The organism is Streptomyces paludis, assembly GCF_003344965.1.
Classification (GTDB): Bacteria; Actinomycetota; Actinomycetes; order Streptomycetales; family Streptomycetaceae; genus Streptomyces; species Streptomyces paludis.
The window spans coordinates 6,016,943-6,041,026 of sequence record NZ_CP031194.1 but is presented as its reverse complement, the minus strand read 5'-3'; the positions used below and the strand labels follow the sequence as shown (position 1 = coordinate 6,041,026).

General features: G+C 71.8%; 18 protein-coding genes. 3 read left to right on the top strand and 15 right to left on the bottom strand.

The window, feature by feature from the left end:
* Window positions 1-59: 59 nt before the first annotated feature.
* The 5 genes from DVK44_RS26685 to DVK44_RS26665 form a co-directional block, all read right to left on the bottom strand.
* Window positions 60-2,030 carry an ATP-dependent DNA helicase gene (locus tag DVK44_RS26685; protein WP_114662676.1) on the bottom strand — a complete coding sequence of 657 codons (1,971 nt, stop codon included), beginning with the start codon at window positions 2,028-2,030 and terminating at the stop codon, window positions 60-62.
* 38 nt (window positions 2,031-2,068) lie between these two features.
* Window positions 2,069-3,931, bottom strand: coding sequence for an IucA/IucC family protein (locus DVK44_RS26680; RefSeq protein ID WP_408055361.1), 1,863 nt, complete (start codon window positions 3,929-3,931; stop codon window positions 2,069-2,071).
* A gap of 104 nt (window positions 3,932-4,035) precedes the next feature.
* Window positions 4,036-4,797: a GNAT family N-acetyltransferase gene (locus DVK44_RS26675; protein ID WP_114662672.1), complete on the bottom strand. Its 762-nt coding sequence runs from the start codon at window positions 4,795-4,797 to the stop codon at window positions 4,036-4,038.
* A 41-nt stretch (window positions 4,798-4,838) separates the two neighbouring features.
* The gene (locus DVK44_RS26670) at window positions 4,839-6,701 is read right to left on the bottom strand and encodes an IucA/IucC family protein (protein WP_181957536.1); all 1,863 of its coding nucleotides are present in this window, start codon (window positions 6,699-6,701) and stop codon (window positions 4,839-4,841) included.
* Between the two features lie 29 nt (window positions 6,702-6,730).
* On the bottom strand, window positions 6,731-8,095 hold the full coding sequence (locus DVK44_RS26665; protein WP_114662670.1) for a diaminobutyrate--2-oxoglutarate transaminase family protein: 1,365 nt from the start codon (window positions 8,093-8,095) through the stop codon (window positions 6,731-6,733).
* Window positions 8,096-8,391: 296 nt separating this feature from the next.
* On the opposite strand from DVK44_RS26665, the gene DVK44_RS26660 reads away from it, so the two are divergent.
* On the top strand, window positions 8,392-9,615 hold the full coding sequence (locus DVK44_RS26660; RefSeq protein ID WP_114662668.1) for a trypsin-like serine peptidase: 1,224 nt from the start codon (window positions 8,392-8,394) through the stop codon (window positions 9,613-9,615).
* A 165-nt stretch (window positions 9,616-9,780) separates the two neighbouring features.
* On the opposite strand, the gene hflX is transcribed toward DVK44_RS26660, so the two are convergent.
* The 6 genes from hflX to miaA all read right to left on the bottom strand — a co-directional run bounded on the left by hflX (window position 9,781) and on the right by miaA (window position 17,793).
* A complete protein-coding gene (gene hflX, locus DVK44_RS26655) occupies window positions 9,781-11,271 on the bottom strand; it encodes a GTPase HflX (RefSeq protein ID WP_114662666.1) in 1,491 nt (496 codons plus the stop codon).
* 191 nt (window positions 11,272-11,462) lie between these two features.
* Window positions 11,463-12,920: a M1 family metallopeptidase gene (locus tag DVK44_RS26650; protein WP_114662664.1), complete on the bottom strand. Its 1,458-nt coding sequence runs from the start codon at window positions 12,918-12,920 to the stop codon at window positions 11,463-11,465.
* A gap of 176 nt (window positions 12,921-13,096) precedes the next feature.
* A complete protein-coding gene (locus DVK44_RS26645) occupies window positions 13,097-15,172 on the bottom strand; it encodes a RelA/SpoT family protein (protein ID WP_114662662.1) in 2,076 nt (691 codons plus the stop codon).
* A gap of 140 nt (window positions 15,173-15,312) precedes the next feature.
* Entirely contained in the window at window positions 15,313-16,209 is an 897-nt protein-coding gene (dapF, locus tag DVK44_RS26640; RefSeq protein ID WP_114662660.1) for a diaminopimelate epimerase, read from the bottom strand.
* 82 nt (window positions 16,210-16,291) lie between these two features.
* The gene (locus tag DVK44_RS26635) at window positions 16,292-16,729 is read right to left on the bottom strand and encodes a hypothetical protein (protein ID WP_114662658.1); all 438 of its coding nucleotides are present in this window, start codon (window positions 16,727-16,729) and stop codon (window positions 16,292-16,294) included.
* A gap of 125 nt (window positions 16,730-16,854) precedes the next feature.
* Window positions 16,855-17,793 (bottom strand): tRNA (adenosine(37)-N6)-dimethylallyltransferase MiaA, encoded by a 939-nt coding sequence (gene miaA / locus DVK44_RS26630; protein WP_114662656.1) that lies wholly within the window; start codon window positions 17,791-17,793, stop codon window positions 16,855-16,857.
* Window positions 17,794-18,040: 247 nt separating this feature from the next.
* On the opposite strand from miaA, the gene DVK44_RS26625 reads away from it, so the two are divergent.
* Window positions 18,041-18,298, top strand: a complete 258-nt coding sequence (locus DVK44_RS26625; RefSeq protein WP_114662654.1) for an antitoxin — start codon at window positions 18,041-18,043, stop codon at window positions 18,296-18,298.
* Window positions 18,299-18,425: 127 nt separating this feature from the next.
* Here DVK44_RS26625 and DVK44_RS26620 read toward each other — a convergent pair whose 3' ends face one another.
* Both DVK44_RS26620 and miaB read right to left on the bottom strand, forming a co-directional pair.
* Entirely contained in the window at window positions 18,426-19,172 is a 747-nt protein-coding gene (locus tag DVK44_RS26620; protein ID WP_114662652.1) for a class III extradiol dioxygenase subunit B-like domain-containing protein, read from the bottom strand.
* A gap of 36 nt (window positions 19,173-19,208) precedes the next feature.
* Window positions 19,209-20,696 carry a tRNA (N6-isopentenyl adenosine(37)-C2)-methylthiotransferase MiaB gene (miaB, locus tag DVK44_RS26615; RefSeq protein ID WP_114665452.1) on the bottom strand — a complete coding sequence of 496 codons (1,488 nt, stop codon included), beginning with the start codon at window positions 20,694-20,696 and terminating at the stop codon, window positions 19,209-19,211.
* A 118-nt stretch (window positions 20,697-20,814) separates the two neighbouring features.
* Between miaB and DVK44_RS26610 the strand changes: the two genes are divergently transcribed.
* Window positions 20,815-21,816, top strand: coding sequence for a TAXI family TRAP transporter solute-binding subunit (locus DVK44_RS26610; RefSeq protein ID WP_114662650.1), 1,002 nt, complete (start codon window positions 20,815-20,817; stop codon window positions 21,814-21,816).
* 58 nt (window positions 21,817-21,874) lie between these two features.
* Here DVK44_RS26610 and DVK44_RS26605 read toward each other — a convergent pair whose 3' ends face one another.
* Both DVK44_RS26605 and DVK44_RS26600 read right to left on the bottom strand, forming a co-directional pair.
* A complete protein-coding gene (locus tag DVK44_RS26605; RefSeq protein ID WP_114662648.1) occupies window positions 21,875-23,272 on the bottom strand; it encodes a sensor histidine kinase in 1,398 nt (465 codons plus the stop codon).
* A 7-nt stretch (window positions 23,273-23,279) separates the two neighbouring features.
* Complete coding sequence (locus tag DVK44_RS26600; RefSeq protein WP_114662646.1) at window positions 23,280-23,993, bottom strand: response regulator transcription factor; 714 nt, start codon at window positions 23,991-23,993, stop codon at window positions 23,280-23,282.
* Window positions 23,994-24,084: the final 91 nt, after the last annotated feature.

Genomic DNA, 24,084 nt, shown 5'->3' with positions numbered 1-24,084 from the left:
ACGCAGGACGCTCGTGTACCGCAACTCCGCGCGCAGGGCCGGGCGCCCGGCCCTTTCGCCTACCGTCCCTCGGCCACCGCCGTCGCATCGATCGCGGCAAGGGACCGCCGTACGGTATTGCGGTCCGTCGTATACCAGAAATCCGGCAGTGAGGCGCGCAGGAAGCTGCCGTACCGCGCATTGGCCAGCCGCGGATCGAGCACGGCCACCACCCCCCGGTCCCCGCTCGCCCGGACCAGCCGTCCGGCGCCCTGCGCCATCAGCAGCGCGGCATGCGTCGCGGCCACCGACATGAATCCATTGCCGCCCGCCTCCTCCACCGCCTTCTGGCGTGCGCTCATCAGCGGATCGTCGGGGCGCGGAAATGGAATCCGGTCCATCACGACCAGCTGAGAACTCGGCCCCGGCACATCGACGCCCTGCCACAGCGACAGCGTGCCGAAGAGACAGGTCTTGGGGTCCGCGGCGAACGCCTTGATCAGTTCACCGAGCGTCTCCTCGCCCTGGAGCAGAATCGGGGATTCGAGCCGCCCGCGCAGCTCCTCCGCCGCGGCCTGTGCGGCCCGCATGGAGGAGAAGAGCCCGAGCGTACGCCCTCCGGCCGCCTCCACCAGCTCCGCCAGCTCATCCATCATGTCGCCGCGCGAGCCCTCCCGGCCCGGCGTGGCCAGATGGCGGGCGACATAGAGAATCCCCTGCTTGCGGTAGTCGAAGGGGGAGCCGACGTCGATGCCCTTCCACTGCGGGATGTCCTCCCCCACGGTGCCCTCCGGCGCCAGACCGAGAGAGGCACCCACCCCGTTGAAGTCACCGCCGAGCTTCAGGGTGGCCGAGGTCAGGACGACGGAGCGGTCCGTGAACAGCTTCTCCCGCAGAAGCCCCGACACGGAGAGCGGCGCCACCCGCAGCGAGGCGCCGAACCGGTCGTGCCGCTCGTACCAGACGACATCCCACTCGGAGCCGTTGGCGATGCGCTCCGCGACTCCGTGGATGGACTCCACCGAGGCGAGCGCCTGCTTGCGGACGACGTCCTCGTCCTGCACGGACTTGTCCCGCGTCGAGCCGAGCGCCGAGATCACCGTACGCGCCGCGTCACGCAGGGCCATCAGCGCGTAGCCGAGATCTTCGGGAATCTCCTCGAGCCGTCCCGGCAGGGCCAGCTCCATGACGCGCTCGAACGACTCGGCGGCCGTCTGGAGCGCGTCGGCCGTCTTCTCGTCGATCAGCTTCGCCGAGCGGCGCACGGCGCGCTGCACCTGCCCGGGGCTCAGCTCTCCCGTCGCGACGCCGGTGACCCGCGAGACCAGCTCATGGGCCTCGTCGACAATCAGCACCTCGTGTTGCGGCAGGACCGGAGCGCCCTCGATCGCGTCGATCGCGAGGAGCGCGTGGTTGGTGACCACGACCTCCGCGAGCTTCGCCCGCTCGCGCGCCATCTCGGCGAAGCACTCGGCACCGTACGCGCACTTCGTCGCGCCCAGGCACTCCCGGGACGACACGGACACCTGGGACCAGGCACGGTCCGAGACCCCGGGCGTCAGGTCGTCCCGGTCGCCCGTCTCCGTCTCGTCCGCCCAGTCCCGCATCCGCAGCAGGTCCTGGCCCAGTCTGCTGGAGGGCGCCGCCGCCTCGAACTGGTCGAAGAGCCCCTCCTCCTCGTCCTGCGGCACCCCTTCGCGCAACCGGTGCAGACAGAGATAGTTCGACCGCCCCTTGAGCATGGCGAAATCGGGCCGCCGGCGCAGCAGCGGGTGGAGCGCGTCGACCGTACGCGGCAGGTCGCGCTCCACCAGCTGGCGCTGGAGCGCGAGGGTCGCCGTGGCCACCACGACCCGCTCGCCGTGGGCCAGGGCGGGCACCAGATAGCCCAGGGACTTCCCGGTGCCGGTGCCCGCCTGGACGAGCAGATGGGACGGGGCGTCGATGGCTTCGGCGACGGCCTCGGCCATGGTGACCTGGCCTGGCCGTTCCACGCCGCCGACCGAGGTGACGGCGGCGTGGAGTAGCTCGTTGAGTGTTGGCTTCGTCATAGCCCGACCACCCTACGGGGCGGCACTGACAACGGAGGTCACTCGCCCGGGCGCCGGACGGCGAGCGGGTTCGGGACGGTGCCGTGCACGGCGGCGTGCGGGCGCTCCGAGCGGTCCCGGTAGCCGTCGAGATGCAGCCGGTTCCGGTTCAGGCAGAGGCGGGCGATACGGGGCGTGAGCAGGTCGAATGTCTCGAAGCGCTCCTTCAGCTCCGGGAACCGGGCGTGGTAGCGCACGATCTCCGCCCGGACGAGCGACCAGAAGTCGTCCTCCGGAACGCCCAGCTGCTCCTGGCACAGCGGCCCCAGATAGCGGAAGACACCGACGAAGAGCCCTGAATGGATGAATTGTGTGAGGAACACGGGCTCCTCGGTGAGGAGGATGTCCCGCACATCGGCGGGCATGCTGTCGTGCTCCGGCAGGGGCCGCGCACTGATGTTCACATCGTCGACGAAGTCCTTGATCGCCAGCCGTACCGGTACGTCCTGGGAGTCGAAGACCACGATGGCGTTCTCGCCGTGCGGGGAGAAGACCGTCCCGTACCGGTAGAGGAAGTGCAGGAGGGGCGGCAGGAGCGCCGCGAAGAGCCGCTGGAGCCACTCAGCGGCGGGGAGCCCGGAGCGCTCGGCCAGTTCGGCGGTGAACGCCCGTCCGTGCGGATCCGTATGGATGAGGGAGGCGAGGGTGCGGGCGCGTTCGCCGGGTGCCAGCCGGGTCTGGAGGGGCTCGCGCCAGATGGCTCCGAGCAGTTCCTTGTACTGGTACGGGACTTCCGGGAGTTGATCGTAGAGAGGATGCTCGACGGTCACGGAGGCGACTTCGCCCAGCAGGATCACCCCGCATTCGTCGCGGAGGAAGGGGTCGGCATCGCGGATCCCGTGCATCCACGCGGTGACGGCGGGGGCGGCCAGGGTGCGCTCGGTCGGCAGTCCGCGCCAGACGAGCGTGTTGAGGATCGACAGCGGCAGTTTGACCGTGTGCCGGTCGGGCCGCTGGATGTTCAGGAAGGTACGGATCGACTGCTGGGGCAGCCGGGTGTCGCCGTCGGTCGGGAGCGGGACGATCGCTCCCTCGGCTATCGCCGGGGCGTAGAGCTGGACCAGGACCTCGTCCCACTGCCAGGGGTGTACGGGGAGATAGAGATAGCCGGCGGGGTCGAGGCCCCTGTCGCGGAGTACGGCGTCGAAGCGCTCGCGCACGGGATCGTCGAGTTCGAGGGCGTAGAGCAGTTCGGGGGTGTCGAGCGCGGCGACGCCCCGGTAGGTGGCGAGCGAGGTGCTGGCCGCGATCCACGGGAGGGTGGCCGGGGTACGGGCCTCGGGAGCCCAGCGGTCCGTGTCGGTGGCGGCGAAGCCGACCCTGCCCTTGTTCAGGACGATCCAGGGGTGGCCGGTCTGGTGTCCTTCGAGTTCCGCGTAGTCGAGGTCCGCGAGGGCCGCCGCGGTGAGGGCCGTGTGGGCGAGCTTGGCGTCGGCCGCGAGCGTGGTGGTGAGTTCCCGTACGAGATGGCCGAGGGTTCCGCCGTCGAGCGCGAGCAGTCCGCGGGCCATCAGGAGGAAGCGCAGGGGGTCCGTGAAGGGCCGGCCCTGGCACTCCATCGAATCGGGGTCGACGCGCCAGCTGCCGTAGGAGCCCCGTACGGCGCGGAAGGTGAGCGTCTCGCCGGCGTCGAGCGCGAGGAAGTAGCCGCCCTCGGGGGCCCCGGGGAGCGCGGCCGGCTCGACTACTTCCTCATATGCGAACTCCCCAATCATTTTGGCGAGAAGTAGCCGACTTGCCCGGCTCCAGGCTTGGGCGTTCAGCTCGGGTGGGGAGAACAGTACCGACGGGTCCGCGGGGCGGGCGGTGGATATGTGGCCGGCGGGACCGGCGGAGTCATGAGTGGCAGGGGACGTTGACACGGGGACTCCTCGGGTGGAAACCGATGGGTGGCGGGTGAGTGTAGAACGCGCGGTGGGCAGGACGGATGGCACGGGGAAGGGCGGGAAAGGGGGACAGCCGATGGTCACATCAGTTCACGGAAGGCGCGGTCGCGGACCATGAGGGCGGCTCGCTTGTCCGGAAGATCGATCTCGGCGGAGAAGCGGAAGCCGGCGCTGAGAAAGGCCGAGACGGAGGGGGTGTTGCGCAGATCGGGTTCGGCGATGACCCGCGCGCAGCGGGGACGGTGGTCGAGGACCAGATCACCGACCGCTCTGAGGAGGGCGGTTCCCACGCCACGGCCACGGTCGGCGACGCCGCCGAGCAGCAGATGGATCCCGGTGTCGTGGGGGCGGGCGGGGTAGTGGCGGGCGAGCGGGTCGAGGTCGGCGCGGTACAGCTCCCAGTAGCTCATCGGGACTCCGTCCAGGACGCCGAGGAAGGGGACGCTGCGTCCGTCGCCGTCGAGCTGGGTGCGCAGATGGGCTTCCGTGACGCCTTCGGGTCCGGCCAGTTCCCAGAAGGCGGCCACCGCCGGGTCGTTCATCCAGCGGCTGATCAGCTCCAGGTCCCGTGGAAGCCGTACGGGTACGAGGTGGAACACACCGGCCGCGGTGGTGGCCGGCCCCCAGTCCGCGGGGGTGTCCAGCAGATCGCCGGCCGACGTGTCGTCGGCGGGCCGGGTCGCGGTCATGGGATCGCTCTCTCCGAACAGGGCGAGGAGTTCTCCGGACAGCCGTAGGTCGAGGGTGTCCTCGGCGCCGCCGCCGACGGGCGGGACGGATCCGGTTCCGGGGCGGGTTCCGAAGCCGGTCCCGGAGCCGGGGCTCACGTCGGCGGCGGCCATGACGGCGCTCTCCTCTCGGCGGTTCGGTCGGTCGGACGCGTTCACTCGCGAAGGGGGTTGGTGATGGTGACGTAGACGGACTGGGTGTCCACGGGGCCGACGAGTTCGTCGAGGCCGTGCAGCCGGGTCAGCAGATTGGCCTTGCAGCGCAGGGTGGGGCTCTCCAGGAGCTGGGCCGGCAGCGGGGAGCCGAGTCCTGTCGCGCCGGAGAGGAACTGCCGGAAGGCCGCGATGAGTACGCGTTCGTCGGCGAGCCCCTGCGCGCCGAAGGCGCCGATCAGACCGAGGACGTTGTTGATGCCGAGGTAGTAGGCGAAGCGTTCGTCGGTGACCTTGTCCGAGACGAAGGTGTCGCTGACCGATCCGATGCCGGGGAGCCGGCGTTCCAGCGAAGGGCGGTGGGATTCACGGAAGTAGTAGCCCTGGTTGTCGCGGTAGCGGCCGCCGACGGGCCAGCCCGCCTCGTCCAGGATCACCAGGGTGTTCTGCTGGTGGGCCTCCAGGGCGATCCCGGCCGTGCCGTCGAGCCAGAGCACCGGGCGGACGACCTGGTCGAGATAGCGCAGGAACCACTCCGCGGCCACGGCGGGCACGGACCGGCCGGTGCGGGCGGCGAGTGCGGAGACGGTCGCCGCCAGCCGGGTGTACATGCCGGTCCGGCCGGGATAGGGCCGCGGCGCGGTCAGTCCGGCGACACAGACGGCGTCGTCACCGGGGCCGAACGGGTTGTGACGGAGCATCACGTCGAGTCCGGTCACCGGTTCGCCGTCCGGGGTGTCGACGGCGATCCAGGCGGGGTCGCGGACGATGTCGAAGCCGGGGTGGGCGGCCTGCCACTCCTTGGCGAGTCCGGCGCGCAGCAGCCGGTGGACCTCGACGCCCCGGTGGAGTTCCTTACGGAGGTTCTCGCGGCGGGAGTTGGTGATGCGTACGCCCAGGGAGAGCTTGAGCATGGCGGGCACACCGGACCGGTGCACCGTCCGGATGGAGGAGGTGGGGTGCCAGGGGGCTCCGTGCGGGCCCAGGTCGTGCAGGAGGCCGGCGTCGAGGAGTTGGGTGACGGCCGGACGGTGTCTCAGTTCGCGTGCCTGCCAGGGGTGGAGGGGCAGCGCGACGGTGTTCCCGGGAAGGGGGTGGTCGCCGAGGAACCGGGCCGTGAGCTGTTCGGCGGGCAGGACGCGGCCCTGCTCGGTCCAGGCGGAGTCGGTGGCGAGCACGGAGCGGTCGACGGCCATCCAGTGCAGCGGGAACGAGCCGCGCGACTCGGGCGAGTAGCGGTGGGCTTCGGCTTCGGAGAGTCCCTCGCGGCTCTTGGGAGTGGGATGGAGGGGATGCCCCAGGAGGAGTGACTGCTCGGCGGTGAGAAAAAGGTCCGCGTTGTCGTCGGCGGCCGGGGCGGCCCGGCGGTCGGTGATGAAGTCGGCGGTTTGGGAGAGCGAGTTGGCGACCCGGCCGACCAGGTCGGCGCCCTGGTGGCGGCCGGATTCCCGGCCGAGGAGGGCCGCTACCGTGACGGCCTCGGCGGCCGGGGCGTCCTGTGGGGCGCCTTCCAGGTGCGGCATGCCGAAGCGGTGCCAGCCCGTCGCCGACCAGTAGCGGACGGGGGCCAGGAGCGCGGTGCCACTGGCGTCGAGCGGGATTCTCAGCACCTCGCCCGGCGGGCGCGGCAGGTTGTTCTCACGGACCCAGCAGCGCAGCAGGTTCTCGACGGCCGCGGCGTCGGCCGCCTGCTGCGGCTCGGGGTGGTCGAGTGGGTCGGCCGCGGCGGACGCGCTGTCCATGTCGGCCGCGGGGGCGGGGAGTTCGCCTGGGCCGCCGCCCGCCGCTTGCCGTGGCACCGTCGCCTCCTCGGCGGTGGCACGGACGTCGGTCTCGGGCACATCAGGTGAGGGAGTGGAATTCACGGAGGGCTTCCTTGTGAGGGTGTCCGGGGTCAGGAGGACAGGCCGGAGTAATTCCGGCGGAGCGCGGTGCGCTCGGCGGCGGACAGGGCGTCGGCGAACCGGTCGAGTACGGCGACGGCCTGTTCGTCGGTGAGAGTGAGAGGGGGAAGCAGCCGGACCACGGCCGCCTGGGGCCCGCCGAGTTCGACGATGAGCCCACGGCTCAGACACTCCTGCTGGACAGCTGCCGCGAGCGCGGGGTCCGGCGGGGCAGGGTCACCTGCCGCCGGGGCGACGAGTTCCACACCGATCATCAGACCACGACCTCGTACGTCTCCGACACAGGGGTGGTCGGCGGCGAGGCCCCGCAGTTGGCCGAGCATGCGGGCGCCGAGGATGGCGGCACGGTCGGCGAGCCGGTTCTCCCGTACGTGGGCGAGGGTGGCCGCGCCGGCGGCCATGGCGAGCTGGTTGCCCCGGAAGGTGCCCGTGCGGGCGCCGGGCCGCCCGGTGTCGAGGTCCGCGCGGTACACGATCACGGCCAGCGGAAGGGAGCCGCCGATCGCCTTGGACATCACCATGACATCGGGGGTGATCCCGCTGTGCTCCACGGCCCAGAAGGTGCCGGTGCGACCGACCCCCGTCTGTACCTCGTCGGCGATGAGCGGGATGGACCGGGCCGCCGTGATCTCGCGCATCCTGCGCAGCCAGGCGTCGGGGGCGGGGATCACCCCGCCCTCGCCCTGCACCGGTTCGAGGATCATCCCGCCGGGGGCTGGCAGTCCGCTCCCGGGGTCGTCGAGCAGGTCCTCGGTCCAGCGGGCGGCGAGTTCGGCGCCGCGCTCCCCGCCGGTGCCGAAGGGGCAGCGGTAGTCGTACGGGTACGGGAGCCGGATCACCCGTGCGTCCTCGGCGCCGCCCGGGACGGCGAGCGCCCCCGCGGTCGTGCCGTGATGGGCGCCGGTGAAGGAGAGGAGTCCGTCGCGGCCGGTGGCGGTGCGGACGAGTTCGAGGGCGGCCTCGACCGCGTCGGTGCCCGCCGGTCCGCAGAACCGCACGCGGGCGTCGCGGGCGAAGCGCGGTGGCAGTGTGGCGAACAGCTCGGTGGTGAAGGCGTCCTTGACGGGGGTGGCCAGGTCGAGGTCGTGGAGCGGGGCGCCCGAGTCGAGGACTTTTCTGATCGCCTCCAGCACCACCGGGTGGTTGTGTCCAAGCGCCAGGGTGCCCGCGCCCGAGAGGCAGTCCAGATAGCGTCTGCCGTCGGCGCCCTCGATCGTCAGCCCCCGCGCCCGGACCGGCACGATGGGCAGCGCTCTCGCATAGGTGCGGGCGGCCGATTCGCGCAGGGACTGGCGCCGGAGGATTCCCTCATGGGCGACGGTCGGCGCTGCCGGAGGTGGTTCGGTCACGGCCACGGCTGTCGGTCCTCCCGTTGTCACGGTTCGGTCGCCTGTCAGTACGGCGCCCGCTCACCGGATGTTCGACGGGCGGCCCGCCGCCCGTCGTCCCCTCCCTTTACCCAACGACGGCGCGGGCGCGGGATCACGGCCCAGCCGCGGTTCCTTGTGGCGCGGAACCGCGGCCCTGGCGTGCGCCGTCCCCCTCGGCACCGGCATAGTGGGGGACCGCGCGTCGGCGCCGGCACCACGGCCCGGTGCGCCCACAGTCCCGTTGTTCCGAAATGTTCCGAAGTCCCAGGGGGATTACGCCGATGCGACCCATACGTCCGACCCGCGCCGCACGCCGCGAGAGGAGCGCGCGGCCCAGAACCTCCCCCGTTCTGGCCGGCGTCTCGATAGCCGCGGCCCTCGTGCTCACGGCGACGGGCTGCGGGGCCGGCGACGATTCCGACGCCGACGCGGCGGCTGCGTCCCCCTCCAGCAGCGCCGGCGTGATCACCATTCCCGACGATCTCAAGGACCGGCTCAAGGACCATGGGATCGACATGGACAAGTGGCGGGGCGGCGAGTGGAAGAACTGGGACAAGGACAAGTGGCTGCGGGAGGCCAGGGATTACGTCAATCCCATCATCGAGGACCTCTGGGACCCGGACCGGATGCGGGAGGCGGAGAAGCCGCCGGAGAACCCGGTGAACGAGCAGGACATCTCGGGTGACGAGGGTGTCACGGACCCGGAGCCGAAGGCCGTCACCGCGCAGGCGGTGACCGCGACGTACGCGCGGAACGCGCCCGAGTCCGGCAAGCTGTTCTTCGACGGCCCCGACGGCTCGATGGTCTGCTCGGCGACGGTCGTGCAGGACCCGGCCCACCCCGGCAAGTCCAACATGGTGTGGACCGCGGGCCACTGCGTCCACGCGGGCAAGAGCGGCGGCTGGTACCGCAATCTGGCCTTCGTCCCCGCCTACAACGACAATGCCCTGGCGACGGCGGATCTCGACAAGGCCAGTAAGGAGCAGATCGCTCCGGAGGGCGTGTGGTGGGCCGACTGGGCGCAGACCTCCGCGCAGTGGATCGCCGAGGGCGCCGCGACGGGCGGTCAGGGCGCGCCGTACGACTTCGCGGTGATCCATGTCACCCCGGAGAAGGGCGGTACGGGCAAGTCGCTGGAGGAGACGGTCGGTTCGGCCCTGCCGGTCGACTTCAACGCACCGGCCACGGCGAACATCACGAGCCTGACGGCGACCGGCTATCCGGCGGCCGCCCCGTACGACGGCCAGAAGCTCTTCCGCTGCGAGGACAGGCCGGGCCGTTTCTCGCTGAACGCCGACGACCCGACGATGTACCGCATCGGCTGCACGATGACCGGCGGCGCGTCGGGCGGCGGCTGGGTGGCGGCCGGCCAGGACGGCAAGCCCGCGCTGATCTCCAACACCTCGATCGGCCCGGTCACCGCGGGCTGGCTGGCCGGACCGCGCCTCGGGGATGTGGCCAAGGGCGTGTACGACGGAGTCAGCAAGAAGTTCGCTAACCAGTGACACGCACGCCACGCCGTCCCGCACGGGCGGCGTGGCGGAGACCGGAGACCGGCACGGCGAAGGCCCGCCCCCCCCTCGCGAGGGGGGGGCGGGCCTTCGCCGTTCTTCCGTTCCGTACGCGCGAACCTACCGGGACGCGAACGAACCGCTGGAGCGCGACCGGTGTCAGCCGGCCACCGGCACATACGGGGCCAGCGCGGCGGCCAGCTCCTCGTGGACCCGCGCCTTGAGCACCGTGCCCTCCGGGGTGTGGTCCTCCGAGAGCACCTCGCCCTCGGCGTGCACCCGCGAGACCAGCCCGCCGTGCGTGTACGGCAGGAGCACCTCGACCTCGACCTCGGGGCGCGGCAGCTCCTCGTCGATCAGCGCGAGCAGCTCGGCGATGCCCTGGCCCGTACGCGCCGAGACCGCGATCGCGTACCGCTCCGCGCGCAGCAGCCGCTGGAGGACCAGCGGATCGGCGGCGTCCGCCTTGTTGATGACCACGATCTCGCGCACGTCGACCGCGCCCACCTCGCGGATCACCTCGCGCACGGCGGCCAGCTGCTCCTCCGGCACGGGGTGCGAGCCGTCCACCACATGCACGATGAGATCGGAGTCACCGACCTCCTCCATCGTGGAGCGGAACGCCTCGACCAGGTGGTGCGGCAGATGACGGACAAAGCCGACCGTGTCCGCCAGGGTGTAGATCCGGCCGCTGGGGGTCTCGGCCCGACGCACGGTCGGGTCGAGGGTGGCGAACAGCGCGTTCTCCACCAGGACGCCCGCGCCGGTCAGCCGGTTGAGCAGGGATGACTTGCCCGCGTTGGTGTATCCGGCGATCGCGACCGACGGCACCTTGTTGCGCCGGCGCTCCTGCCGCTTGATCTCGCGGCCGGTCTTCATCTCCGCGATCTCCCGGCGCATCTTCGCCATCTTCTCGCGGATCCGTCGCCGGTCCGTCTCGATCTTGGTCTCACCGGGGCCGCGGGTGGCCATACCGCCACCGCCGCCGCCACCCATCTGCCGGGAGAGCGACTGGCCCCAGCCGCGCAGCCTCGGCAGCATGTACTGCATCTGGGCCAGCGCGACCTGCGCCTTGCCCTCACGGGACTTGGCGTGCTGGGCGAAGATGTCGAGGATCAGGGCCGTACGGTCGACCACCTTGACCTTGACGACGTCCTCAAGGTGGATCAGCTGGCCGGGGCTCAGCTCGCCGTCGCAGACCACCGTGTCCGCGCCGCTCTCCAGCACCAGCTCCGCCAGCTCCTGCGCCTTGCCGGAGCCGATGTAGGTGGCCGGGTCGGGCTTGTCGCGCCGCTGCACGACTCCGTCGAGCACCATGGCGCCCGCGGTCTCGGCGAGCGCCGCCAGCTCGGCGAGGGAGTTCTCCGCGTCCTGCACGGTCCCGGAGGTCCAGACGCCGACGAGGACCACGCGCTCCAGACGGAGCTGCCGGTACTCGACCTCGGTGACGTCCTCCAGCTCGGTGGAGAGGCCCGCCACGCGGCGCAGTGCGGCACGGTCGGAGCGGTCGAGCTGATCGCCGTCCCGCTCTCCGTCGATCTCGTGGCTCCAGGCGACGTCCTCTTCCATCAGGGCATCGGCCCGAAGGCTGTCCGTGCGAGCGTCCGCGGGGTTCTGCGCGGCCTGGGAAGGGGATGAAGAGGAGGTCATTGGATCCTTACGTCGAAAGAGAGAAGTCCGGTACACCCGTCACAACGCGTGACGATCGGGAATGATTCCCGGCCGCCTCGCCGACTCGTCGATGGTGGCACGATTCCGGCTCCGCCGTCACCCGGGTTTCCCCCTGAGAACAGGCGGCGTACCCGTCACCGCACGCCCGCACACCACGCGACCCGTTCCCGTCACCGCGCGACCGTCCGCTCGGCGGGCGGCGTGCTGCGCCAGTCCGGGTGGCCGGGCATCGGCGGGGTCTTCTTCCCGTACAGCCACGGCCCGAGGAAGTCCCGGAGATCGCGTCCGGCGGCCTCGGAGGCCAGCGCGACAAAGTCCGCCGTGGTCGCCGTGGCGTCCCGGTGGTCCCGGACCCAGTCGCGCTCCAGCCGCTGGAAGGCGGCGTCGCCGATCTCCTGCCGCAGGGCGTAGAGGATCAGGGCGCTGCCGTCGTACACCACCGGCCGGAAGAGGCTGATCTGCCGGCCCGCGGTCGGCGGCTCGGGGGCCGCCGGGGGCCCGCCGGCCGCGCGCCATCCGTCGGAGCGGGTGTAGGCGCTGCGCATCCGGTCGGCCAGCGGCTTTCCGGCGTGCTCCGCCGCGTACCGCGCCTCGTACCAGGTGGCGTGGCCCTCGTTGAGCCAGAGATCGGACCACCGGTGCGGCGAGACGCTGTTGCCGAACCACTGGTGGGCCAGCTCGTGGACCATGACCGCGTCGACGTACCACTCCGGGTACTCGGGGCGGGTGAACAGGGCGCGTTCGAAGAGCGAGAGCGTCTGGGTCTCCAGCTCGAACCCGGTGTCGGCGCCGGCGATCAGCACGCCGTAGGTCTCGAAGGGGTACGGGCCCACCTGCCGCTCCATCCAGCGCAGCTGGTCCGGGGTCTTGCGCAGCCAGGGCTCCAGCAGCTCGCGGTCGGCCGCCGGCACCACGTCCCGTACGGGCAGTCCGTCCGGTCCTTCGCGGTGGATCACGGCCGAGTCGCCGATGGAGACCTGGGCCAGCTCCGTGGCCATGGGGTGGCTGGTGCGGTAGACCCAGGTGGTGTTCGCGCCCTTCCGCGTCTTCCCTTCGGGAAGACCGTTGGCGACGACGGTGAGTCCGGCCGGGGCGGTGACGCGGAAGGTGAAGTACGCCTTGTCGGCGGGGTGGTCGTTGCCCGGGAAGACCCGGTGGGCGGCGTCCGCCTGATTGGCCATCGCCAGTCCGTCGGCGGTCCGCAGCCAGCCCCCGCCCGGGCCGCTCGGGTCGCTGGTGTGGTGGACGGTGATCCGGATCCGCGCGCCGGTGCCGACGGGCCTCGCCGGAGTGACCACGAGGTCCTCCTCGGCCGTGACGAACTCCGCCGCTGAGCCGTTGACCTCGACCGAGCGGACCTCCCCGTGGGTGAAGTCGAGATTGATCCGGTCCAGGCGCTCGGTGGCCCGGGCGTCGATCTTGGTGATGGCGTCCAGCGGCTTGGTGTTGTCGCCGCCGTAGGTGAAGTCGAGGTCGTACGTGAGGACGTCGTAGCCGGGGTTGCCCAGGTAGGGGAAGAGCGGATCGCCGATGCCGAGCGGCCCGGGCGGAGGCAGGGTCGCGGCGACCAGAGTGGCCGAGGCGACGGCCAGCAGGACGGCACGCGGCCGGCGGGAGGTGAGCAGCATGTGCCATCGCTACCAGCGCCCGCCGGGCACATCGCGACGGCGCGCGCCGCGCACACCCGAAAGGGGCAGGTCAGCGCCGTGCCCGCCGCCGGATGCCGGGGTGCGCGCGGTTGACGAACGCCACCGGCGCCCCAGCGGCACCGCGCACCGGCCCGGCCCAGTCCCGCCCCGCCCGCTCAGGCGGTCGCCGGATGCTGGGCGCGGCTCACGTCGTACACACCCGGCACATCGCGCATCGCCCGCATCAGGCCGGGCAGCCCGGCCGCGTCGGGGAGTTCGAGCGTGTACGTGTGCCGTACGCGCTGCTCGCTGGGCGGCTCCACGGTGGCCGCGACGATGGCGGCGCCCGCCGTCGCGATGGCCTCGGTGAGGTCGGCGAGCAGCCGGGGCCGGCCGAAGGACTCGGCGTACAGCGTGACCCGGCACTCCGGCTCGTCGCCCCAGCTCACCGCGAGCGGGGTGCGGTCGAGGGCGCGCATCCGCGCCACGGCGCGGCACTCGCGCCGGTGGACGGTGACCACCCCGCCGCGTACGGAGAAGCCGGTGACCGCGTCGGGCGGTACGGGGGTACAGCACCCGGCCAGCCGTACGGTCGCCCCCGGCAGGTCCACCACCGCGTTGGCGCCGGCCCGCCGGTCGGCGCTGACCGGGACGGGCGTACGGGGCGCGGCGGCGGGCAGGCCCTCGCTCGCCGGGTGCGCGGCGAGCCAGCCGGTGATCGCGATCCGCGCGGCGGGGGTACGGGCGTGGTCGAGCCACTCGGGCGAGGGCCCCGAGGCGGTGTCCCGGTCCAGCAGGAGCTGGACGGTGTCGCCGTCCCGCAGGACGGTGCTCAGGGGCGCCAGCCGGCCGTTGACGCGCGCGCCGACACAGCCGTGCGCGGTCTCGCCGTGCTGCGCGTACGCGGCGTCCACGCAGCTGGCTCCGACGGGCAGCCCGAGCATGCCGCCCTCGGCGCGGAAGACGGTGATCTCGGTGTCCTGGGCCAGATCCGCCCGCAGTGTGGTCCAGAAGGTGTCGGGGTCGGTGGCGGACTGCTGCCACTCCAGGAGGCGGGAGAGCCATCCCGGCCGGGTGGGGTCCGCGCGTTCGCCGTCCTGCGGCTCGGCGCCGTCGGCGGAGGCGTACGGATTGCCGAGCGCCACCACACCGGCCTCGGCGACCTTGTGCATCTGGTGCGTACGGATGAGGACTTCGGCGACGGCGCCGTCGGGGCCCGCGACAGCCGTGTGCAGCGACTGGTACAGGTTGAACTTGGGCGCGGCGATGAAGTCCTTGAACTCGGAGATCACCGGGGTGAAGCAGGTGTGCAGCTCACCGAGGACGGCGTAGCAGTCGGCGTCCTCCGCGACGAGCACCAGCAGCCGGCCGAAGTCGGTGCCGCGCAGTTCGCCGCGTTTGCGTCCTGACCGGTGCACGGAGACGAAGTGCCGCGGCCGGACCAGTACTTCCGCCGCGATGCCCGCCTCGCGCAGCACGCGCCTGACGTCCTCGGAGATGGCCGCGAGGGCGTCTCCGGCGGTGGCGTTGTCCGCGATGAGGGCGCGGGTGTGCGCGTACTCCTCGGGGTGGAGGATCGCGAAGACGAGATCCTCCAGCTCGGTCTTGAGCGCCTGGACGCCGAGGCGTTCGGCGAGCGGGATCAGGACATCGCGGGTGACCTTGGCGATGCGGACCTGTTTCTCGGGACGCATCACACCGAGGGTGCGCATGTTGTGCAGCCGGTCCGCGAGTTTGATGGACATGACCCGGACATCGTTGCCGGTGGCGACGAGCATCTTCCGGAAGGTCTCGGGCTCGGCCGCGGCGCCGTAGTCGACCTTCTCCAGTTTGGTCACACCGTCGACCAGATAGCAGACCTCGGCGCCGAACTCCGTCCGGACCTGGTCGAGCGTCACCTCCGTGTCCTCCACGGTGTCGTGGAGGAGAGAGGCCGTCAGGGTCGTGGTCTCGGCGCCCAGTTCGGCGAGGATCAGGGTCACGGCGAGCGGGTGCGTGATGTACGGCTCGCCGCTCTTGCGGAACTGCCCCCGGTGCGACGCCTCCGCGAGGACGTACGCCCGGCGCAGCACGGTGAGGTCGGCGTCCGGGTGGTGCGCGCGGTGGGCGTCGGCGACATGGCCCATGGCGTCCGGCAGCCGGTCCCGGGAGGGCGGGCCGAGCAGTGCGGCCCGGCCCAGTCTGCGGAGGTCGATCCTGGGAAGGCCGCGTCGACGGCTGTGGGCACCAGGGGTGGTGGCCTCTGCACTCATGGGGGCGCCTCCGGCAGCATCGACCGGCGGTGGATGAGCGGGAACGCCCTCCGGGCCGGTGCTTGATGCTATCGACCCCGCCGCGCCCGGACGTACCGCTCTCGCCCGGCGTGAAACGGATCACCCATTCGAGCGAGGCGCTATGCGAAGGCCGTTTCGAGCCGGGCCGGGTCGAAGTGTCCTTCGGCGACGATGATGGCCGGGCCGGTCATCTCGACGGAACCGTCCGGGTGTTCGGTGATGACGAGCCGTCCGCCGGGGAGGTCGACGGTGTAGGTGACGGGGGATCCGGTCACCGCGGGGTCGGTGCCGTCCCTGCGGGCGGCGGCCACGGCGACGGCGCAGGCGCCCGTACCGCAGGAGCGGGTCTCGCCCGAGCCGCGCTCGTGGACCCGCATGGCGACATGGCGCGGGCCCCGGTCCACGACGAATTCGGCGTTCACCCCGTGGGGGTAGACGGCGGCGGGGGTGACGGCCGGCTCGGTGCGCAGGTCTCCGGCGTCCGCCAGGTCCGCGACGAACGCGACCGCGTGCGGATTGCCCATGTTGACGTTGCGGGCGGGCCAGGAGCGGTCGCCGACGGAGACGGTCACCTCTGTGTCGGGGAGCGCCGCGCGCCCCATGTGGACGGTGATGTCGCCGTCCTCGTCCTTGGGGATGTGCACCCGCTTCACCCCGCCGCGGGTCGCGACGGCGAGGTCGCCCGCCGTCACATGGCCGGCCCGCCGGAGGTACCGGGCGAAGACCCGGACGCCGTTGCCGCACATCTCGGCGACCGAGCCGTCCGCGTTCCGGTAGTCCATGAACCACTCCGCCTCGCCGGCCACGGCGCGTGCCTCGGGGTGGGCCGCCGAGCGGACGACGTGCAGCAGCCCGTCACCGCCGATACCGGCCCTGCGGTCGCAGAGGGCGGCCACGGCGCGCGGGGGCAGGTCGAGGTCGTTGTCCGGGTCGGGGACGATCACGAAGTCGTTCTCGGTCCCGTGACCCTTGAGGAAGGCGATCGGCGCGGTCTGCGAGGTGCTCACGGGAACCATCGTACGAGCACCCACCGACAGTGCCCGTACGGGCGCCGGGCGGCGCCGCGCGCGCCCGGGCGAAGCGGCCCCGTCCGGTCTCTCAGCGCAGCCGGGCGACGCGCCAGACCGCGAGGGCCACCAAGGCCGCGGCGACGGTCACGTACAGCGCGATGACGCGCCAGTCGGGGCGCTCGCCGGAGGACCGGGACGGCAGTCCCGGCCAGGTGTGGCCGACCCGGCGGGCGGCCGTCATGCCCCAGCCGGCCGCGCAGCAGCTGATGAGCAGCCCCAGCATGGCGACGACCGCGCCGCCGTCCCCGGTGCCGAAGGCGAGGGGGAAGGCGAACATCAGCGAACCCATGGCGGCCAGTGCCACGATCGGGGCGAGCTGCCAGATCCGCATCCGGCGCTGCGGCCGGAGTTCGACCTCGACCTCGGGGGTCACGGTCTCTTCTTCCGGCCCGTCAGGGCTCAGCCCCGGTGGTGCTTCCGGTGTCCCCGGTGCCGTCGGTTCTCTGTCACGAGGGCCGGCCTCCATCGCCACGCGCCCTCCCAAGTCGGACTCCAGTGCTCGATCGATGCCCGATGGTCGACCGATGCTCGATGATGGCACGCCGCGGAGCGCCGCAAGGACGCCCTGAGCGTCCCGATGCCATCACGTGATCAGGCTGTAACCGCTCGTTCGACCAACGCCAGCGCCCGCTCCGGGAGTTCCTCCCGGTGCTCGGTTCCGCCACCCAGCCAGTGCACCCGCGAGTCCCGGCGAAACCATGAATCCTGACGGCGCGCGAAGCGTTTGGTGGCACGTACGGTCTCGGCGCGCGCCTCCTCGTCGGTGCACTCCCCGGCGAGCGCCGCCAGTACCTGCTGGTAGCCGAGGGCGCGGGCGGCGGTACGGCCCTCACGCAGCCCGCGCGCCTCCAGGGCGCGCACTTCGTCGACCAGTCCCTCGTCCCACATCCGGTCGACCCGGCGGGCGATCCGCTCGTCCAGTTCGGGGCGCGCGACATCGACACCGATCTGCACCGTGTCGTACACCGCGTCGTGGCCGGGGAGATTGGCGGTGAAGGGCTTGCCGGTGATCTCGATCACCTCCAGCGCGCGGACGATCCGGCGGCCGTTGCTGGGGAGGATCGCGCGGCCCGCCGGGGGGTCCGCCGCGGACAGCCGGGCGTGCAGGGCGCCGGAGCCGCGCAGGGTCAGCTCCGCCTCCAGCCGGGCGCGCACCTCGGGGTCGGTGCCGGGGAAGTCGAGCGCGTCGATGGCGCCGCGTACGTACAGCCCGGACCCGCCCACCAGGACGGGGGTACGGCCCTCGGCGAGCAGCCGGTCGATCTCGGCGCGTGCCCGTTTCTGGTACTCCGCGACGCTGGCGGCCTCGGTGACCTCCCAGATGTCCAGGAGGTGGTGGGGCACCCCGGCCCGCTCCTCGGTCGTCAACTTGGCGGTCCCGATATCCATCCCCCGGTAGAGCTGCATGGAGTCGGCATTAACGACCTCACCGCCGAGTTGCCGGGCGAGGTGAACGCCCAGATCTGATTTGCCGGCCGCGGTGGGCCCGACGACGGCGATGACCCGCGGTGGGGTAGCTGCGCTTCTCACTGCCACAGTCTCGCAAACTCGCGGCCTCCTGCCTCATCGTTTCGCGCGCCGGGCGCGCGTCGGATGCGCGCCGGGCGCACGTCGCGGTCGTCGCCGGTGACGAGGCTCCGGGAGGCCGGGAGGGTGACAGCCGGCCGGTGACAGCGCGCTCTTTCCGTCCCGCGAGTACGCTCAGAAGTACATATGGGTGTTTTGTCGGACTTCACCCACACGTAGGCTGTTGTTTTCCTCCGAGGGAAGGTGGCCCATGGGCTTCCTGGATTCACTGAAGGCCAAGATCGGTCCGGCCCGGGAAAAGGTCGCTGACCTCGCGCAGCAGCACGGGGGCAAGATCGAACAGGGGCTGGACAAGGCCGCCCGTACGGTCGACGAGAAGACCAAGGGCAAGTACAGCGACAAGATCGGCACCGGAACGGACAAGGCGAAGGGTGCCCTGGGCAAGCTCGCCCACAAGGATGACGGCACCCCCAAGGACGACGGCACTCCGCCGCCGGCCACTTTCTGAAGCATCCCACCCGGCGGCAGCGGCGCGGCGCGCAGAGCGTCACGCGGCTGCCGCCGCCGTGTGTCGCGTCAACGTCGCGTCGTACAACATCCGTCTTGTTCGTACCGGCCACTACGACCAGACGGCATTACGACCAGACAGCCACCAGATAGCCGACACCGTACGGCGCGTCCTCGTACAGCAGCTCACCCGCGAGACCCGCGCCCCCGGCCGCGCCCGCGAGCACCTGCCAGGGCGCCCGGCCCGCCGCCCGCAGCTCCCGGGCCAGCCCCGCGTCGAGCGCCAGCAGACCCGGTACGTCGGCCGCCGCGAGAAGCCGCGCCGCTTCGGTGTCGAAGCCCGCCGCCCGTTCGTCCAGGTATCCGGGGGCCTTGACCGTACGGCAGGCACTGGCATCCCCCATCACCAGCAGCGCCACCCGGTCGGACACGGCGGCGATCTCCCGCCCGGCCGTGACGCACTCCTGCGTACCGGACGTCTCCCCCACTCCCAGCCCCGAGACCGGTGCGGCGGCCCAGCAGACCTGCTCCAGCAGCCAGGCCCCGACGGCGAGGGAGACCGGCAGCCCGCCCGTCGCGCCCCTCTCCGGGTCTGTTGCCGGCCCCGTAGCACCGGATTCCGCTCGCGCGCCCAGGACGACCTCGGCGGCCACCCCGAAGCCGCGGAAGGACCCGGTGGCGCCTTCGGGATACGCCTCCCGGCCCGGCCCGTCCGCCGTTCCGACGACGACCAGCCGGTCGGGCCGGGCGGCGGCCAGCACCCCGAGCGCCTCCGCGCACGCCGCGCGGGCGGCGTCGAGTTCGGGAGCGGCGCCGGCCGCCACCTCGGGGACGAGCAGCGGCGGACAGGGACACACGGCAGCGGATACGAGCATGATCCGCAGCCTAGACGAGCCCCCACCCGCCGGACGTCACTCGACCGCGCAGCCGCCCGTGACCGCGGGCAGCGGCGCCGGTACGCCCACCGTGGGCAGCCCCAGCAGCACACCGGCGGGCTTCGCGGCCGCGGCCGTGTTCCGGCGCTCCCAGGCGTCGCCGGCGCGAGTGCGGCGCACCTTCGGGGACGGCCCCTCGGCGAGCAGGTGGTGCGGCGCGGCGTAGGTGATCGTGACCGTCACGACATCGCCCGGCCGCGCCTCCTCGTCCGGCTTGGTGAAGTGGACGAGCCGGTTGTCGGGCGCGCGGCCGGACAGCCGGTGGGTGGCGCCGTCCTTGCGGCCCTCGCCCTCGGCCACCATGACATCGAGGGTCCGGCCCACCTGTGTCTTGTTCTCCGCCCAGGAGATCTCCTCCTGGAGGGCGGACAGCCGCATGTAGCGCTCCTGGACGACCTCCTTGGGGATCTGTCCGTCCATGTCGGCGGCCGGGGTGCCGGGGCGCTTGGAGTACTGGAAGGTGAACGCCTGCGCGAAGCGCGCCTCGCGCACGACCCGCATGGTCTCCTCGAAGTCCTCCTCGGTCTCGCCGGGGAAGCCCACGATGATGTCCGTGGAGATGGCGGCGTGCGGGATGGCGGCGCGCACCTTGTCGATGATGCCGAGGTAACGGTCCTGCCGGTACGAGCGGCGCATCGCCTTGAGGATCCGGTCCGAGCCGGACTGGAGCGGCATATGGAGCTGCGGCATCACGTTCGGTGTCTCGGCCATGGCCGCGATCACGTCGTCCGTGAAGTCGCGCGGATGCGGGGAGGTGAAGCGGACGCGCTCCAGTCCCTCGATCGCGCCGCACGCGCGCAGGAGCTTGGAGAACGCCTCGCGGTCGCCCATGTCGGAGCCGTACGCGTTGACGTTCTGCCCCAGCAGCGTGATCTCGGAGACGCCCTCGCCGACCAGCGCCTCGATCTCGGCCAGGATGTCGCCGGGACGGCGGTCCTTCTCCTTGCCGCGCAGTGCGGGGACGATACAGAAGGTGCAGGTGTTGTTGCAGCCGACCGAGATGGAGACCCAGGCCGCGTAGGCGGACTCGCGGCGGGTCGGCAGCGTGGAGGGGAACGCCTCCAGCGACTCCGCGATCTCGATCTGCGCCTCCTCCTGGACGCGTGCGCGCTCCAGGAGCACCGGCAGCTTGCCGATGTTGTGGGTGCCGAAGACGACATCGACCCAGGGCGCGCGCCGCACGATGGTGTCGCGGTCCTTCTGGGCCAGACAGCCGCCGACGGCGATCTGCATGCCCGGCCGTTTGGTCTTCATCGGCGCCAGCCGGCCGAGGTTGCCGTACAGCTTGTTGTCGGCGTTCTCCCGCACCGCGCAGGTGTTGAAGACGACAACATCGGCGTCCCCGTCGGCGCCTTCGGGCGCGCGGACATAGCCGGCTCCCTCCAGCAGGCCCGACAGCCGCTCGGAGTCGTGGACATTCATCTGGCACCCGTAGGTGCGCACCTCGTAAGTCTTCGCGCTCATCTCGCCCACCAGGGTACGGGGTCCGCCGGGGCCGTCGTCCGGGGATTCCCGGGGAGTACGCGGCGGCCCGGGCCAGAGCCCTGGTCATCACGGGGAGCGAGCTGACAGGATCGGCGACATGTTCACCTTCGTGTCCCGTTTCGGCCGGGTCCGGCTGCTCCAGGGCGCCGTCGCGTGCCTGGTGGCGGCCGGGCTGCTGCTGTGGTGGCTGCTGCCGCTGGGCCCGCCGCCCCCGAGCGGCGCGGTCACCTTCAGCACGGGCGGGAACAACGGGGTCTATCAGCGGTACGGGACGCTGCTCAAGGACTACCTCGCGCGCGATCTGCCGCTGGTCTCCGTGACGCTCCGGAACAGCGAGGGCTCGCAGCAGAACCTCAAGCGGGTGGCGACGGGCGAGGCCCAGTTCACCATCGCCACCGCCGACGCCGTCGCCAAGTACCAGCGGGACAAGATGCCGGGCGCGGACCGGCTCCGGGGCTGTGCGCGGCTGTACGACGACTATGTGCAGCTGGTCACCGCCAGGGACCAGCGCATCCGTTCCGTGGCCGGCCTGAAGGGCAGGAAGGTGGGTGTGGGGCAGGACGGGTCCGGGGTCCGGCTGCTGGCCGACCGGATCCTGTCGGCCGCGGCGCTCGACCCGAGGACCGACATCACCGCCGTCCCGGCCGGTATCGACACCATGCCTGAGCTGCTCGAAGAGGGGAAGCTGGACGCGTTCTTCTGGTCGGGCGGGCTGCCCACGGCCGCCGTGCAGAACCTGTCCAGCCGCTTCGACATCAGCCTGGTCCCGCTGGACCCCGCCCTGGTCGGGCAGGTCCACGCGGCCGGCGGCGCGGCCTCGCGCTACTACCGCGCCGCGGAGATGCCCGCCGACGCCTACGGCAGGGCGCAGGACAACAAGGCGGTGCCGACCATCGCGGTGGCGAACCTCCTGGTCACCACGGACCGTATATCCGACCAGCTGGTGGAGGGCTTCACCAGGACGGTGATCAGGAGCCGGGACAGGATCGGCGAGAACGTGCACCCCGCGCAGCTGGTAGACCTGCGGACCGCCATCTATACGGACCCGCTCCCGCTGCACGAGGGCGCCAAGCGGTACTACCAGTCGGTCAAGCCCTGACAGAGCGGACGCGACGAGCCGGAGGCACCCGCCCCGCGCGCCGATGCGCGTCCACGCGTCACATCATCGGCAGCGACCGCGGGACGCTGACCGTGACCCGCAGACCCCGCGGCTCCCCGTGCGCGTACGCGATGGACCCGCCACCGGCGGAGAGAAGCGCCCGGGTGATGGAGAGGCCCAGCCCGGAGCCCTTGATGTTCTGGTGAAGGTTGCTGCGCCAGAAGCGGTCGCCGATACGGTCTATCTCGTCGTCGGCGAGCCCGGGACCCCCGTCGTTGACGACGATCGTGCCGGTATCGCCCTCGCGGCCGACCGTGACCGTGACCTCCTCGCCCGGCGGCGTGAACTTCAGGGCGTTGTCGATCACGGCGTCCAGGGCGCTGGAGAGCGCGATGGGGTCGGCCCAGGCGGTGACGGCGGCGCCGCGCTCGGTCAGCACGACCCCCTTCTCGTCGGCGAGGGCGCGCCAGGCCGCGACCCGCTCGGCCGCCACCTCGCCGATGTCGGTGAGCCGCAGATCGGCGGCGGTGTGCTCGGCCAGCGCCAGCCCCAGCAGATCGTCCAGCACCTGGGCCAGGCGTCTGCCCTCGGTACGTACGGCGGCGATCTCCTCGTTCCCCTCGGGCAGTTCGAGGCCGAGCAGTTCGATACGGAGCAGCAGCGCCGCGAGCGGATTGCGCAGCTGGTGGGAGGCGTCGGCGACGAAGGCGCGCTGCTGCTCCAGCACGTTCTCGACGTTGTCGGCCATCTCGTTGAACGAGCCCGCCAGCCGGCGCAGTTCCGGCGGCCCGCCGGCCGCGGCGACCCGGGACTTCATGCGGCCGGTGGCGATGTCGTGGGTGACCGCGTCCAGCACCCGTACCGGCCGGAGCACCCAGCCCGTCAGCCGCACCGCCGCGCCGACGGCGACCAGCATCGCCACCGCCTCGCCCGCGGCGATCAGGAGCCAGCCCCTCAGGATGCGGGAGCGCATCTGGTCGGTCGGTGAGTCGGTCACCACGACCGCGACGACATCGCCGTCGCGTACGACGGGCGAGTCGACGATGAGCCGGCCCCGCTGCCAGGGCCAGACCTGCTCCGGATCGCCGCTGCGCCGGCCCAGCAGGGCCTCGTCGAAGGACTTGCGTCCCTGCCCGTCCTCCGGGACCCGCCAGTCCTCCGGGGCGCGGGCCATCGCGTCGCGGTCCCGGTAGAAGACGCCGGCGCGGATCCCGTACACCTCGTAGTACCGGCTGAGTTCCTCCTCCAGCAGTTCGCGGCGTTCCTCGGTGGCCGTGCCCGTGCGGTCCTCCGTGACGAACTGGGCGAGGGCCGCCATGCGCGCCGTGTCGTCGATACGGTCGACGACGACCCTCTGCTGCTGTGCGGCGGCGAGACTCATGGCGAGCGGAAACCCCAGTGCGAGGAGTACGCCCGCCATGAGGACGATCAGCAGGGGCAGCAGTCGGCTACTCACAGGGCGATTACTGCCCCTGGTGCGTGGCCGGGACGACGAGCCGGTAGCCGACTCCCCGTACGGTCTCGATCAGCGCGGGCATGCCCAGCTTGCCGCGCAGGGACGCGACATGGACTTCGAGCGTGCGCCCGGTGCCCTCCCAGCTGGTGCGCCACACCTCGCTGATGATCTGCTCCCGGCCGAAGACGACGCCGGGGCGCTGCGCGAGCAGGGCCAGCAGGTCGAACTCCTTGCGGGTGAGCTGGACGGCCACCCCGTCCACGCTGACGCGTCTGGTGGGCAGTTCGAGGGTGAGGCGTCCCAGCAGCTGGGCCGCCTCGGGACCGGGCCCCGCCTCGTCGGCGCCCGTCGTACGCCGGCTGACGGCGTGGATACGGGCGAGCAGTTCACCGGTGTCGTACGGCTTGACGACATAGTCGTCCGCCCCGAGGTTGAGTCCGTGGATCCGGGATCTGACGTCGGCGCGCGCCGTCACCATGATGACCGGGGTCGAGGTGATCTTCCGGATCTTGCCACAGACCTGGTAGCCGTCCTGGTCCGGCAGCCCGAGGTCGAGCAGCACCACTCCGAACGGTGCCCGGCCGGCGTTGGCGGCCGGCAGCAGCGCCTGGAGCGCCTCCTCCCCGTTCCGGGCGTGGACCACCTGGAATCCATGCTTGGCGAGCACGGCCGACAGGGCGGCGGCGACATGGTCGTCGTCCTCCACGAGCAGCAGTCTCACGGGCCCCCTTAGCAGTCAGTCACGGGCATAAAACCGCGATCAATAAGGTCGCGGTCAATAAGTACGTACCTGGCATCCACGCCGATGGCGC

Bases quoted from the DNA above. Each gene is read 5' to 3' on its own strand.
- DVK44_RS26625 (WP_114662654.1), top strand. From the start codon at position 18,041: ATGGGCTTCCTGGATTCACTGAAGGCCAAGATCGGTCCGGCCCGGGAA.
- miaB (WP_114665452.1), bottom strand. From the start codon at position 20,696: ATGAGCGCGAAGACTTACGAGGTGCGCACCTACGGGTGCCAGATGAAT.
- hflX (WP_114662666.1), bottom strand. From the start codon at position 11,271: ATGACCTCCTCTTCATCCCCTTCCCAGGCCGCGCAGAACCCCGCGGAC.
- DVK44_RS26660 (WP_114662668.1), top strand. From the start codon at position 8,392: ATGCGACCCATACGTCCGACCCGCGCCGCACGCCGCGAGAGGAGCGCG.
- DVK44_RS26620 (WP_114662652.1), bottom strand. From the start codon at position 19,172: ATGCTCGTATCCGCTGCCGTGTGTCCCTGTCCGCCGCTGCTCGTCCCC.
- DVK44_RS26650 (WP_114662664.1), bottom strand. From the start codon at position 12,920: ATGCTGCTCACCTCCCGCCGGCCGCGTGCCGTCCTGCTGGCCGTCGCC.
- DVK44_RS26675 (WP_114662672.1), bottom strand. From the start codon at position 4,797: ATGGCCGCCGCCGACGTGAGCCCCGGCTCCGGGACCGGCTTCGGAACC.
- dapF (WP_114662660.1), bottom strand. From the start codon at position 16,209: ATGGTTCCCGTGAGCACCTCGCAGACCGCGCCGATCGCCTTCCTCAAG.
- DVK44_RS26645 (WP_114662662.1), bottom strand. From the start codon at position 15,172: ATGAGTGCAGAGGCCACCACCCCTGGTGCCCACAGCCGTCGACGCGGC.
- DVK44_RS26610 (WP_114662650.1), top strand. From the start codon at position 20,815: ATGTTCACCTTCGTGTCCCGTTTCGGCCGGGTCCGGCTGCTCCAGGGC.
- DVK44_RS26635 (WP_114662658.1), bottom strand. From the start codon at position 16,729: ATGGAGGCCGGCCCTCGTGACAGAGAACCGACGGCACCGGGGACACCG.
- DVK44_RS26685 (WP_114662676.1), bottom strand. From the start codon at position 2,030: ATGACGAAGCCAACACTCAACGAGCTACTCCACGCCGCCGTCACCTCG.